General features: G+C 59.7%; 11 protein-coding genes, 2 tRNA genes and 1 pseudogene. 6 read left to right on the top strand and 8 right to left on the bottom strand.

Annotated elements, in window-relative coordinates; genetic code table 11:
* A pseudogene (locus ACFORG_RS15195) lies at positions 1-381 on the top strand (hypothetical protein); the annotation flags it as partial.
* A 110-nt stretch (positions 382-491) separates the two neighbouring features.
* Here ACFORG_RS15195 and ACFORG_RS15190 read toward each other — a convergent pair.
* The 7 genes from ACFORG_RS15190 to ACFORG_RS15160 form a co-directional block, all read right to left on the bottom strand.
* Positions 492-1,637 (bottom strand): iron-containing alcohol dehydrogenase, encoded by a 1,146-nt coding sequence (locus ACFORG_RS15190; RefSeq protein WP_386736378.1) that lies wholly within the window; start codon positions 1,635-1,637, stop codon positions 492-494.
* A 5-nt stretch (positions 1,638-1,642) separates the two neighbouring features.
* Positions 1,643-3,019: an aldehyde dehydrogenase family protein gene (locus ACFORG_RS15185; RefSeq protein WP_386736377.1), complete on the bottom strand. Its 1,377-nt coding sequence runs from the start codon at positions 3,017-3,019 to the stop codon at positions 1,643-1,645.
* A gap of 94 nt (positions 3,020-3,113) precedes the next feature.
* Positions 3,114-4,469 (bottom strand): glutamine synthetase family protein, encoded by a 1,356-nt coding sequence (locus ACFORG_RS15180; protein WP_386736376.1) that lies wholly within the window; start codon positions 4,467-4,469, stop codon positions 3,114-3,116.
* Between the two features lie 56 nt (positions 4,470-4,525).
* Entirely contained in the window at positions 4,526-5,560 is a 1,035-nt protein-coding gene (locus ACFORG_RS15175) for a TRAP transporter substrate-binding protein (RefSeq protein ID WP_386736375.1), read from the bottom strand.
* A gap of 244 nt (positions 5,561-5,804) precedes the next feature.
* The gene (locus ACFORG_RS15170) at positions 5,805-7,130 is read right to left on the bottom strand and encodes a TRAP transporter large permease (protein WP_386736374.1); all 1,326 of its coding nucleotides are present in this window, start codon (positions 7,128-7,130) and stop codon (positions 5,805-5,807) included.
* The gene (locus tag ACFORG_RS15165) at positions 7,130-7,648 is read right to left on the bottom strand and encodes a TRAP transporter small permease subunit (protein ID WP_386736373.1); all 519 of its coding nucleotides are present in this window, start codon (positions 7,646-7,648) and stop codon (positions 7,130-7,132) included. Before ACFORG_RS15165 ends, ACFORG_RS15170 begins: the two co-directional genes overlap by 1 nt.
* Before the next feature lie 10 nt (positions 7,649-7,658).
* Complete coding sequence (locus ACFORG_RS15160) at positions 7,659-8,444, bottom strand: N-formylglutamate amidohydrolase (RefSeq protein WP_386736621.1); 786 nt, start codon at positions 8,442-8,444, stop codon at positions 7,659-7,661.
* A gap of 88 nt (positions 8,445-8,532) precedes the next feature.
* Between ACFORG_RS15160 and ACFORG_RS15155 the strand changes: the two genes are divergently transcribed.
* From ACFORG_RS15155 to ACFORG_RS15135, 5 genes are all read left to right on the top strand, one after another.
* On the top strand, positions 8,533-9,429 hold the full coding sequence (locus ACFORG_RS15155) for a MurR/RpiR family transcriptional regulator (protein WP_386736372.1): 897 nt from the start codon (positions 8,533-8,535) through the stop codon (positions 9,427-9,429).
* Positions 9,430-9,516: 87 nt separating this feature from the next.
* Complete coding sequence (locus ACFORG_RS15150; protein WP_386736371.1) at positions 9,517-10,011, top strand: hypothetical protein; 495 nt, start codon at positions 9,517-9,519, stop codon at positions 10,009-10,011.
* Between the two features lie 348 nt (positions 10,012-10,359).
* A tRNA-Asp gene (locus ACFORG_RS15145) sits at positions 10,360-10,436 on the top strand.
* 68 nt (positions 10,437-10,504) lie between these two features.
* Positions 10,505-10,581, top strand: a tRNA-Asp gene (locus tag ACFORG_RS15140).
* A gap of 143 nt (positions 10,582-10,724) precedes the next feature.
* Positions 10,725-11,600 (top strand): glycosyltransferase family 2 protein, encoded by an 876-nt coding sequence (locus ACFORG_RS15135; protein ID WP_386736370.1) that lies wholly within the window; start codon positions 10,725-10,727, stop codon positions 11,598-11,600.
* A gap of 71 nt (positions 11,601-11,671) precedes the next feature.
* Here the strand turns inward: ACFORG_RS15135 and ACFORG_RS15130 are convergent, their stop codons facing one another.
* Entirely contained in the window at positions 11,672-13,057 is a 1,386-nt protein-coding gene (locus ACFORG_RS15130; RefSeq protein WP_386736369.1) for a dipeptidase, read from the bottom strand.
* Positions 13,058-13,354 lie beyond the last annotated feature (297 nt).

Genomic DNA, 13,354 nt, shown 5'->3' with positions numbered 1-13,354 from the left:
CTCTCTGACCTCGTTTTCGGCGGAAATGGTAACGATTTCGTCAATGGCGGCTTCGGGTACGACCGGATCAATGGCGGCGCGGGCGCGGACAGCTTCTTTCACCTGGGCGTGGCCGATCACGGCTCGGACTGGGTGCAGGACTATCTCGCGGGCGATGGCGACGTGCTGGTCTTCGGCCAGGTGGCGACGGCGGCGGATTTCCAGATCAACCTCGCGCACACGGCGACGCCCGACGGCGAGCGCTCGGGCGAGGACGCGGTGCAGGAGGCCTTCGTGATCTACCGCCCGACGGGCCAGATCATGTGGGCGCTGGTCGATGGCGAGGCGCAGCTGAACATCAACATCCAGATCGGCGGCGAGATCTTCGACCTGCTGGCGTGAGCCCGGTCACGGCGCCCTGTCGCGCGCACGACAGGGCGCACCCTAGGCCCAACCGGCCACGCGCATCTGCGATGCGCACCGGACGGGCGGGAGCCCCACGCACAGGTGGGTCACATAACGGCTTCGAACAGTTTGCGTGTATTGGCCTCGGTCATCTCCACCGGGTTTCCGCCTGTCGACGGGTCCTTCAGAGCGTCTCGTACCAGGATGTCGAGTTGAGCGTCCGTCACGCCCAGTTCGCTCAGGGTCTTTGGAATGCCGAGTGAGGCGTTCAAATCGTTTACGTATGTCGCAAATCCGTCGAACCCGCCTTGGATGCCAAGGTAGTCTGCTGCGCGCGACAGAAGGCCCTCCACCTTGGGGCGGTTGAACTGCAGTACGGCAGGCATGCATACGGCATTGGTGGTGCCGTGATGCGTGTGGTGATGTGCCCCGATCGGATGGGACAGTGCGTGGATCGCGCCCAAGCCTTTCTGAAAAGCGGTGGCGCCCATTGCAGCTGCGCTCATCATGTGCGCACGCGCTTCGAGGTCCGTCCCGTCGGCATAGGCACGAGGCAGGTAATCCTTGACGAGCCGCATCCCCTCAAGGGCGATGCCTTGGCTCATCGGGTGATAGTGCGGCGAGCAGAAGGCCTCCACACAATGCGCAAAGGCATCCAGCCCGGTGCCTGCCGTGATGAATTTCGGCATACCCATCGTCAGCTCCGGGTCGCAGATGACCACGGCAGGAAGCATCTTGGGGTGGAAGATGATCTTCTTCTCATGGCTTTCTGAATTGGTGATAACGCCAGCGCGCCCGACCTCGGACCCGGTGCCAGCGGTCGTCGGTACGGCGATGATTGGATGGATTCCTTCAGGATCCGCTCGTGTCCACCAGTCGCCTATATCCTCGAAATCCCAAAGAGGTCGCGACTGCCCGGCCATGAAGGCCACGACTTTGCCAAGATCGAGACCCGAGCCACCGCCAAAGGCGATGACACCGTCGAAACGGCCTTCTCGATACATCCTGAGACCGTCCTCGACGTTTTTCTCATTCGGGTTCGGGTCAACCTCGGAAAAGATAGCACGGCCCAGACCGGCCGTTTCGAGCAGGTCCAGCGTACGCGTTGTGATTTCCAGCCCAGCCAGCCCTTTGTCGGTGACGAGCAGCGGCTTGCTGATGCCCGCGGCGATGCAGGCTTCTGCAATCTCGGATATGCGGCCCGCGCCAAAGCGGATTGCCGTGGGATAAGACCAGTTTCCAACAAGGTTCATGTCTGTCAGCTCTTCTTGAGGTGATAGGATTTCGGACGTGTCAGTGCCTGGAAGCCGAGCACCGAGAGGCCCGCCCCATGGCCTGTATCCTTGCACCCGGTCCAGCACAACGCCGGGTCGAGATAGTCGCAACGGTTCATGAATACGGTGCCTGTTTCCAGACGCGCGCCGATGGCATCCGCCGCCGCGACATCGCGTGTATAGATTGCTGCCGTCAGCCCAAACCGGCAATCGTTCATCAAGGTGATGGCTTCTTCGTCGTCACGTACTGGCATGATGCCGACAACCGGACCGAATGTTTCCTCGCGCATCACTTCCATGTCGTGCGTGACGTTGGTGAGGATCTGCGGTGTCAGATAGGCGCCGCCATCATCTTCGGAAAACCTTTCGATGTGGGCGGTTGCTCCTTTGGCGATTGCATCTTCGATCTGGTCGCGCGCCACCTGCGCAAACCGGACGTGGGCCATCGGGCCGATCGTCGTTTCCGGGTCGAGCGGATTACCCAGCCTGTAGCTTTTGACGAGTGCGACCGCTTTTTCGACAAACTCATTGTAAAGCGAACCGTGCACATAAATGCGCTCGATCCCGCAGCAACACTGGCCCGAGTTGAACATGGCACCGTCAAGTAGACCCGCCACCGCGTCGTCGAGGTCGGCATCTGCACGCACATAGCCTGGGTCCTTTCCCCCAAGTTCGGTGGAAACAGGGATAAACGTTCCCGCAGCTGCGCGCTCCATCGCCTGCCCACCGCGCACGGAGCCCGTGAAGTTGACGAAGTCTACGTGCCGCCCGGAGATCAGTTCGCCAGTTGTATCATGGTCAAGTACGAGATTCTGGAACACGTCATCCGGTACGCCTGCGGCGTGGAAGGCTTCCGCCAGTCTTTCGCCAACTTGCAGTGTTTGCGCGGCGTGTTTCAGCAACACCGTGTTGCCTGCTATTAAGGCGGGCGCAACGGTGTTAATCGCCGTCATGTAGGGATAATTCCAAGGCGCCACGACCAGCACCACACCATGAGGCTCGCGCGTGATCTTGCGCACAAACGCATTGCTGTCTTCGATCACCAGCGGGGCAAGCGCCTGCTCGGCAATCCCGGCCATGTAGCTGGCCCGCTCTTCAAAGCCGCCGAATTCACCGCCATAGCGGATCGGGCGGCCCATCTGATGTGCCAGCTCCTCTGCCATGCGATCCGTGGTCTTGCCCACCTCGGCTACGGCCGCCCGCACCAGTTCGACCCGCTCGGCCAAGGGGCGTGCTGCCCAGACCGCCTGAGCCTGCGCGGCGCGATTGGCGGCATCCACGGACTCATCACGAGAGAGGACAGGGCGTTCCAGGTAAACCGATCCATCGATCGGAGAGATACATTTGACTGTCTGAGCCATCGTTTTCCTTTTTTGGCGCCGTCGCGCCATTTGTCTTGCCGGCAGTCTCGAGTTGCGGCGACCGCACCCGCGAGGGGGATCGCTTATCGCGGTTTCACGCCTTTTCGAACCCGCGTGCGACCTCCCAATCGGTCACGATGCGGTCGAATTCCTCCTGCTCCCATTCTGCGCACCGGGTGTAGTGATCGATTACCCAATCGCCCATGGCATCCCGCAGCATGGCGGAGCTACGCAGCGTCTCCACGGCGTCGCGCAATGTGCGCGGGATCTCTCCGGCGTCAGCATTTTCGTAAAGATCGCCTTTGGTTGGGGGCGCAAGCTCAAGTTTCTGTTCAATCCCCTTGAGGCCCGCTGCCAACAGAGCGGCCTGCGCGAGATAAGGATTCAGGTCCGACCCGCCGATGCGGCATTCCATGCGCACGGACTTGGTGTTTTCGCCGCACAGGCGGAAGCCCGCCGTGCGATTGTCAACGGACCATACCGTTTTCGTGGGGGCGAAGGTGCCCTTCATGAAACGTTTGTAGCTGTTCACATAGGGCGCGAGAAAGGCGGTGTATTCGGGCGCGTAGGCGATCATGCCAGCGCAGAACTGACGACCCAACTGGCTCAGACCGTGCGCGGCGTCGGGATCGTGAAATGCCGCCTCGTCCCCACGCCAGAGCGACAAGTGCACATGGCTTGCAGAGCCGACTCGGTCGTGGCGCCATTTCGGCAAGAACGAAGCCGCGTGGCCCTGCATGTGAGCGATTTCCTTGACCGCGTGTTTCGCGATGGTGTGGTGATCAGCGCAGGCCAGCGCGTCGGCATAGCGGATGTTGAGCTCTTCTTGACCGGCTTCGGCCTCGCCCTTGGTGTTTTCGACGGGGATGCCGGCGGCGTAGAGGTGATTGCGCACGGGGCGCATCACGTGCTCTTCCTTGCTGGTCTGCAGGATATGGTAATCCTCGTTATAACCAGAGATCGGCGTCAGGTCGCGAAAACCGTTCGCCCGAATCTCGTCAAAGGTGCCTTGGAAGAGGAAGAACTCCAACTCGGTCGCCATCATCGGTGTCAGACCCATCGCCTCCGCCCGCTGGATCTGGTGCTTGAGCACCTCGCGCGGCGAGTGTGGCACGGGCGCGTGCGTATGATGGTCAAGCACGTCGCAAAGCACCATCACAGTCCCCTCGAGCCAAGGCAGGGGGCGCAGCGTCGAAAGATCGGGCTGCATGACGTAATCGCCATATCCCGATTCCCAGCTGGTGGCCTGGTAGCCATCGGGCGTGGCCATTTCGAGATCGGTGGCCAGCAGGTAATTGCAGCAATGGGTTTCCCGCCACGCGGTGTCGACGAAATTCTGCGCGTGGTAACGTTTGCCCATCAGCCGGCCCTGCATATCGACAAGGCAGACCAGGACGGTGTCGACTTTGCCCTCGGCCACCTGGGCCTTTAGCGTCTCGAATGTCAGCATTTAGCGACCTTTGGGTTGAGGCCGGCCCGCCCGATGCGGACCGGCTGTTGTCGGTATCAGGAGTAACGGTAGGGCCTGCCGGCCTTTTCCATGTCCTCGTTATACTGCTTGAAGATCTGCACGACCTTTGCCTTGACCTCTGACTCGGCAGCGATCTCGTCCCAGAAGACGCGGGCCGCCTTTTCGACCTCGGCCCATTCCGCGTCGGGGATCGAGGTCAGCTGCATCTTGTCGCCATTGACACGCAGCGACGCCTCGCCACCCCAATACCACCACTGACGATAGTAGTGAGACTGATCGCAGCAGACGCGGAACAGTGTCTGCAGGTCTTCCGGCAGCTCGTTCCAGCGATCCATGTTGGCAAAGAACGATCCGGCCCATGCGCCCGAGATGTTGTTGGTCAGGAAATAGTTGGTCACGTCCGCCCAGCCCACGGTGTAGTCCTCGGTGATGCCCGACCATGCGATGCCGTCCAGTTCGCCGGTCTGAACCGCAACTTCGATATCCTCCCAGGGCAGGGTGACGGGAACCACGCCAAACTGCGTCAGGAAACGACCTGCCGTCGGGAAGGTGAAGACCCTTTTGCCCTGAAGGTCGGCCAGCGACCGGATCGGATCCTTGGTGGCGAAATGGCATGGATCCCAGGCGCCGGCCGAGATGTGTTTCACGCCGACCTTCGAATACTCCGCATCCCAGATCTCGTTTAGCCCGTACTGATTGAACAACACCGGCACGTCGAGAGAGTATCGCGACGCGAAGGGGAAGTAGCCGCCAAAGACAGTAACCTCGGTCGGCGAGGCCATGGAATCGTCGTCGGACTGCACCGCGTCAATGGTGCCGCGTTGCATCGCACGGAACAACTCGCCAGTAGGCACCAGCTGATCGGCATAGAAAAGCTCGATCTGCATGCGGTCGCCGGCAATCTTGTTGAACATCTCGATCGCAGGGTCGATGACATGCGCTGCCAATGCGGGGCCTGCATAGGTCTGCATCCGCCAGCGGATGGTGGATTGCGCCAAAGCGGGTGCCGCGAGTGCGGCGGCCGGTGCGCCGAGCGCAGTGGTCTTGAGGAAATTGCGTCTGGTCGTCATGTCGTCTCTCCTTGTTGAACGGTTTTGTCTCTGCTCATTTCTTGTTTTTGTACTCTACGTGGGCAGAACTCTTTCGTGACCCGGGCAAGCCGAGCAGGTGGCGTAGCGGGTCGGTATCCTCTGTCCCGCTGGTGGTGAAACACTGACACCCGCAGAGCGCGCGAAGGCATAGGTTGCTGTCGCCCACGCCACACTTCGACAAAAGTGTCGAGCAGATTCCCGGATACGGTCGAGGATTTCCATTTCAGTTTCCATAGACGGCTCCGGGCAGCCAAAGCGCGATCTGCGGAAAGGCCATGATCGTTGCCAAGGCGACCACCATCACGATCACGAAGGGCAGGATCGATCCATAGATGTCACGCAGGGTAATCTCGGGCGGGGCCATGGCGCGCATCAGAAACAGGTTATAGCCGAAAGGCGGGGTCATGTAGGCGATCTGGGTCGTGATTGTATAGAGCACACCATACCAGATGAGATCGAACCCCAGCGCGCCCACGAGCGGCACGTAAAGCGGCGCGACGATCACCAGCATCGCCGTGTCGTCCAGAAAGGTGCCCATGAGGATAAAGCTGAGCTGCATGAGGATCAGGATCATCCAAGGATTGAGGCCCAAGCGTTCGGTGAAGAGGTCCTCGATCGCGCGCACGGCGCCCAACCCGTCGAACACTGCGCCGAACGCCAGCGCAGCCAGGATGATCCACATGAACATGCAGGTGATGCCCAGCGTCGACCGAACTGATGTCTCGAACACCGCCCGCGTCATGCGGCCCTTCAGTACCGCTGCAAGAAAAGCTGTTAGCGCACCAATCGCCGAACTTTCCACCAGCGAAGTCCAACCGTTGACGAATGGCACCATCATCGCGGCGAAAATGCCCAGCGGCAGAAGCCCCGCGCGCAAAAGGCGCAGCTTCTCTGCTCTCGGCACGTCCCGTTCCTCAGGTGGCAGCGCGCGGCCGAGGTCCGGGTTCAGCCGGCAACGGATCGCGATATAGGCAATGAACATCGCCGCCATCATCAGCCCCGGAACCACGCCTGCGAGCCAAAGCTGCCCTACCGGCTGACGCGCGATCATAGCGTAAAGGACAAGCACGACCGATGGCGGTACGAGGATGCCGAGCGACGATCCCGCCTGGATCACCCCGGTAACCATCCGCTTGTCATATCCGCGCTTGAGCAATTCGGGCAGGGCAATGGTCGCGCCGATGGCCATGCCCGCCACGGAGAGACCGTTCATTGCCGAGATCAGGACCATCAGCCCGATGGTCCCGATGGCAAGTCCGCCATTGAGCCCGCCCATCCAGACGTGGAACATCCGGTAAAGATCGTCTGCGATCTTGGACTCGGACAGCACGTAGCCCATGAAGATGAACATCGGCAGAGTGAGAAGCGGATACCATTTCATCAGTTTCATCGCGGCCGAGAAACCCAGGTCATATCCGCCGCGATCCCCCCAGAGGAGCAGGGCTGCAACGACGGCGACGAACCCGATGGCACCAAAGACGCGTTGCCCGGTCAGCAGCATCAGCATCATGGTCGAGAACATGAGGATCGCGATCAGTTCGTAGGACATCAATTCGCCTCTCGGGGGTAGTCATGACCCTTGAGCCGCAGGATGTCCTTGGCCAGTTCGCTGAGCGCCTGAAGCAGCATCAGGAAGATACCCAGCATCATGATTGACTTGATCGGCCAAAGATAAGGCCGCCACGCCGTCGGGCTGCGCTCTCCGTATTGCAGTGAGTAGCTGAGACTGTCGTAGCCACCATAGAGAAGTACGCCCAGGTAGAAGATCAGGAACAGCACGGTGACCGCGTCGGTCCGCGCCTTCTTGCGATCCGACCATTCTCCATAGAGCAGGTCCATCCGCACATTCGACCCCATCTGGATCGAATAAGGCCCGCCCAGAATGTAATAGGAGACCATGGCGAACTGCGCCATTTCCAGGGTCCAGAGTGAGGGCAGGAAGAACGTCTTGGAGATTGATGACCATAGAAGAATGGCCATCATGACAAAAATGCCATACATCACCACGCGACCGATCCATCGGTTCATCCGGTCGATGACTCGTACATAGCTTTGCAGAAAGGTCATGGTGTTGTCCTCATCTGCCGTCTGCGTCGTCGTCGGGGACAAGGTCGCGCATGATGCGCAGGAGCATCGGGGTCAGCAACCCGGCCATTCGATTGACCCCTTGGGCATCTGCCAGCAGATCGTTGCGAATCTCGACCATCACGTTCGGCAGTCCGCGTGGGATGGCATGCTCACGTAATGTATGTGTAACGCCATCTGCAGCCGAGTAAGGCTCGTTGAGCGCGCAATGGAGGCCAGAGCCTTCTGCCGCGGACAGTAGGGCCCGGGCAGCACGGTCGTCAGTATCGTGAAGGATGCCAAGTTCAACTTCGCGCGCCTGACCCAGATAGACGGGCGTGAAACTGTGAATCGTGATAACTAGCGGTGCTGCAAGGCGGGCGTTCAGTGTGTCGGACAAAAGCTCACGAAACGGCAGGTAGACGGCTGCCTCGCGAAGATCGCGGTCGGCTTCAGTCAATCGAACGTTCCCGGGTACGGCGAAGACCTCGCTTTTGACCGGTATCGCATCGGGCGCTTCTGGTGGGCGATTGCAATCATAAACCAGCCTGCTTGCGCGGGAGTACACCAACGGCGCGTCTAGTGCCCCGCATAATTCCACGGCCAGTTCAAAAGCGCCAATATCCCATGCGGCATGGGATCGTGCAGCTGTCTGTGACAGGCCAAGGCCATCAAGTTTCGCCGGGATAAACCTGCTCGCATGTTCACAGATCAGAACGGCTCTGGCCCGGCCGCCCGCGTTCAACACACGCGCGGCGGGCCCCTCGGTCGGGCCCAACAGGAATGACTCGGGTTCCATGCTCATGTGAAGCATTGGTTACAGCGGGCGCGGGGATGTCAACAAAATTTCTGTACAGAGCGTTACAAATGGTCATACCTTGTAAGAAATGCTCCAAAGCGAGGATCGCGGCGTGGTTCCGACCACCAAACTCGTCAAGCAGATGATCCATGACCGGATGGACGGGCTCACCCGGTCCGAGCGGCAATTGGCTTCGGTCCTGCTGCAGGATTACCCCATGGGGGGGCTGCAATCGATCACCAAGCTCGCAGGCGCGGCCGGCGTGTCCACGCCCACCGTGATTCGCATGGCGCGCAAGCTGGGCTTTGACGGTTTTCCCGATTTGCAGGATGCGTTGCGCGAAGAAGTTGCGGCACAGATCAAGAAGCCGATCTCGAAACGCGATGCCTGGATGGTGGACGAAGGGGCCGAGCATCCTCTCATGCGCTTTGCGCAGGTCGTATGGACCAACATGCGCCACACGTTGGAACGAATCGACACCAAGATGTTCGACAAGGTTGCGCGGCTTTTGGCCGATACGTCGCGTCCGCTCTACGTCGTGGGGGGGCGCATCACACGCTCGAATGCGGATTACCTGTTCAACCACATGCAGATTATCCGGCCCCATGTCACCATGCTCGGCAACTCCGCGAATGTTTGGCCACAATACCTGCTCGACATGGATGAACGGTCCGTATTGGTGGTGTTCGACATCCGCCGCTATGAAACGCATTTGGAGAAGCTCGCACAGATTGCCAGCGAACGCGGCGCCACGGTGGTTCTCTTCACGGATCAGTGGGGCTCTCCGATCGGGCGGTGTGCAGACTCCACGTTCAACGGGCTCGTTGAGGCACCTTCCAGCTGGGATTCGACCATTGCGCTTCAACTGATTGTCGAGGCGCTGATTGCAGAGGTTCAGGAGGCTCGATGGGAAGAAAGCAAGGAGCGGATCGAAGAACTCGAAGCCATGTTCTCCTCGACCCGCCTGTTTCGGAACCAAGGCTGAACACAAAGAGTCTCGACGCACGCAAAGCGGGTGCTATTGTCAAGGTGTCGCGACGTAAGGCGACTGATTTTCAAAGGGACTTTAACCATGAATATCAAGATCTCCGCTTGCACCTTCGCTCTTGCCGCAGGACTGGCCACGACGGGCTTCGCTCAGACCTTCGTGCAGTTCGGCTCTGCCGGCGGCTGGACCGTGTTCACGAACACCGATGACAAAACATGCGTTGCAGAGCGTTCCGATGGTGACCTTCTGGTCCAGATGGGTGCCCTGGCCTCCAAGGACGTGGGCTACATCGGTGTCTTTACCCGTGAAACGCCCGAGGGATTGCAGCAGGGCGCTGACCTGATCGTCACGTTCGACAACGGCAACAATTACACGGCCACAGAAGAGGACATTCTGGAAAACAAGCAGGGCTATTCCGGTGCCTTTATCGAGGCCAACAACCCTGCCTTCATCGCCGATGTCGCGAATGCGCAGACCATGAAGGTCGTCGACACCGACCGCTCTTTCGAGCTTGACCTGACCGGTACCAAGGCCGCGATGGAGATGGCCTTTGAATGCGCAATCGCTGCTAACAGTTAAAGCCATGCAGTTTGTCGGCGGCCGGTTCGCCAGCCGCCGACCATTGCCGCAAAGAGCGGATGCTGGGTTTCGCGAACTGCGGCGGCCCCTGTCCCAAAGGCCATCAAAAAATTCCTCCCATCATGGCCTCTTGGTCCATAGCCCGTCGTAGGACAGTAATTGAACACCTCGAGACGTGGCTGTTCGTCGAAAATCGTCGACTACTCCGCCAAACAGGTCACGGCTCAACACGAAGTTTTTTGCGAAGCCACCAAAAAATCGGAAGAGGCCGCTTGACGTGCTTCGGCACTGGCCATAATACACCGCAACGTTCTGCAGCCGACCAGCATCGGCGGGAACGGGCAGCGGGCGGTTGTAGCTCAGTTGGTTAGAGTACCGGCCTGTCACGCCGGGGGTCGCGGGTTCGAGCCCCGTCAACCGCGCCATCGCTGCCAGCCCCGAGGATCCGGGCAAATGGTTCCTAGATCGAGACAGACCCGGCACCGGGTCATGCGCGGTTGTAGCTCAGTTGGTTAGAGTACCGGCCTGTCACGCCGGGGGTCGCGGGTTCGAGCCCCGTCAACCGCGCCACAGTCTCGATGAATTCGCAGATAGACGCATCTGTGCGACAGGCGCCCGGTTACGAGTGTGGCTTGCTTGACTGATATCCTGCGTGTGGCAAAAGTCCGCGAACAGAGTGGCAAGGGCCGGGGCAACCGGTCGGGGCGGGCAACATGCAGCAGGACAAGGTCGCAATTCTGACAACCGTGCGTGACGACGATTTCTTTCTCAAGAAATGGGTCGATTACTATGGCGGGATGTTCGGGAAAGAGGCGCTCTACGTCATAAACCATGGCAACCAAGCGGCGGTTCGCAACATTGCGGCAGGGTGCAACCTGTTCCCGATTCCCGATGGGGATCGTCGCAAGTTCAACGTGCTCAACTGGCGGACCAAGAACCACCTGATGCAGGCGCTCTTGCGTTGGTATCATGTCGTGATCGTCTGCGACGTGGATGAATTCGTGGTGATTGATCCGGCAACCGGACATGATCTGCGTTCTTGGCTCGACGCGAATACCGGGCGCACCGTACGGACAGCCATGGGGCTTGAGGTTACGCATCTGCCATCAGAGGAACCGGAGCCGGTAAATGGATCCATCCTGGGTCCCCGGCGCTGGGCGCAGATGAATTGTTTCTACGCAAAACCCTGCATCATTTCGCGGAAGACGAAGCTCAGCAGGGGGGGGCACTACGCCGAACACGACACGCTGGACATGCCCGACTGCCTGTACATGTTCCACATGAAGTATTGCGACTACGATCTTTACGTCGACACACTGAACCGACGCCGCGCGATCATTGACGGGATGAATATCGAAAGCACAAAGGACACGACGACCAACATCCAGTGGTTCGCACAGAACCGGGACGATGATGGCACCTTTCGTGCCTTTGAGGAGCGTCCGCGCGACAGATCGTGGGATTTCTCGCCGTACCGCAAGCAATTTCACGACAGCTGGGGGCCGCGCGGTCACAATCTCTATCACTTCAAGCGCGCCAACCCGAAGGAGCTGTTCCAGATCCCGGAACGCTTTGGCGGCATTTGTTGAGAGGGCAGGCCGCGCTGCCCTCTGCATTTTTTCGGCTTTCCCGGTTTACATCGTTGTGAGCCGGGCAGCCTTCACCTTGTAAGAGCGTCGAGGATTCGGGCCCAAGAACGCATGCCCTTGTGAAAGCTTTCCACGTCGTATTTCTCGTTGGGTGAATGGATTGCGTCGTCTTCGTTTGCGAAGCCGACGAGCATCGAATCCAGGCCAAGCACCGAACGGAAGAAGCCAACAACCGGGATGGATCCTCCCATGCCGGTAAACACGGCTTCGCGATTCCATTCGTCCGACAAGGCGCCGCGCGCCGCCTCGAACTCGGATCGGGCGATGTTCATGACCGAAGCACGAGACCCTTCAAGGTCATTGTCCCAGCGCACACCGGCATCAGGTGACAACTGTGCCTCGACATGCGCTCGGATCGCATCGCGCAGCTTGTCGGGGTCTTGGTCGCCGACAAGCCGGCAGGTGATCTTGCAATGAGCCTCTGCCGGAATCACGGTCTTGGAACCCGCGCCACTGTAACCGCCCCAAAGGCCATTGACCTCAAGCGTCGGGCGCGCCCATTGCTGTTCCAGCGCGGAGTAACCCTTTTCTCCGTGCGGCTTGGAATACCCGACGGAGCTCAGGTAATCCTTCTCATCGAAGCCGCAGGTCTGCCATTGGCGCAGTTGATCCTCGGGGACTTCGTGAACGCCCTCGTAAAAGCCGCCCACCGCAACACGGCCAGTTTCCTCGTCATAAAACGATGTGACGATGCGGGCCAGTTCTCGCAGCGGGTTCAGGCCGGGGCCACCGTAATGCCCCGAATGCAGGTCGATCCTTGGACCGGTAATGGTGAACTCGTCCTTGAGCATGCCGCGCAGTTGCGATGCGATCGAAGGCACGCCCCTTGCGACCATCGATGTATCGCACACCAGCGCAAGATCGGCCTTCAGCTCATCTTTGTTGGCTTCAAGGAAGGGGACGAGCGATGGAGAGCCCGATTCTTCTTCGCCCTCGAAGAAGAAGGTGATGCGACAGGGCAGGGAGCCGTTGACCGCCTTCCACGCGCGGCAAGCCTCGACGAAGGTCATCAGCTGGCCCTTGTCATCCGAGGCTCCGCGCCCGCGGATCACCCGGCCTTTCTCGGTGTTTTCTATGGCCGGGTCGAAAGGGTCGCGGGTCCACAGGTTCAGGGGGTCGACGGGTTGTACGTCGTAGTGACCGTAGAAGAGAACATGAGGGGTGTCGGTATCTTCTCCCACGTGCCCGACGACCATAGGATGGCCGCTGGTCGGGCGCTTTTCGGCATCAATCCCGATGGCACGCAAGTCCTCGACAAGCCAGTCGGCGGCGCGGTCCACATCGGCCTTGTAAGCCGGGTCGGTCGAGATCGATGGAATTCGCAGGAACTCCATCAACCGGTCGGTTGCGGCGTCGAGATCGCTGTCGATGCGCGACAATACGGCGTCGAGGGACATGAGGATACTCCGTGTCATTTTGATTGTGGCGGAGCCTAACAGCCCACACGGTGAGGTCCAGTGGTGGCGCCAGGCGCCCTATAGGAAACAAGTTTGCGACAAATGCGGCATCCTGCGTCGATTCCCCGCGTATCGTCTGGTCCAGCCGCGCTTGAGGCTGCCACGCCAGACTTATATTTGATGTAAATCAATGCTACCGCCCCCTTGGGAACGGTAGGCGGTTGAACGGCACTACGAAAAGATATAGTCATTCACGAACGTGAATTTATGCGTATGTGGAGACAGGGAATGCCCCCA

Source organism: Lutimaribacter marinistellae (assembly GCF_042648365.1).
Taxonomy (GTDB): Bacteria; Pseudomonadota; Alphaproteobacteria; order Rhodobacterales; family Rhodobacteraceae; genus Lutimaribacter_A; species Lutimaribacter_A marinistellae.
The sequence above is the reverse complement of the archived record's forward strand: the minus strand, read 5'-3'. Positions and strand labels throughout refer to the sequence as shown.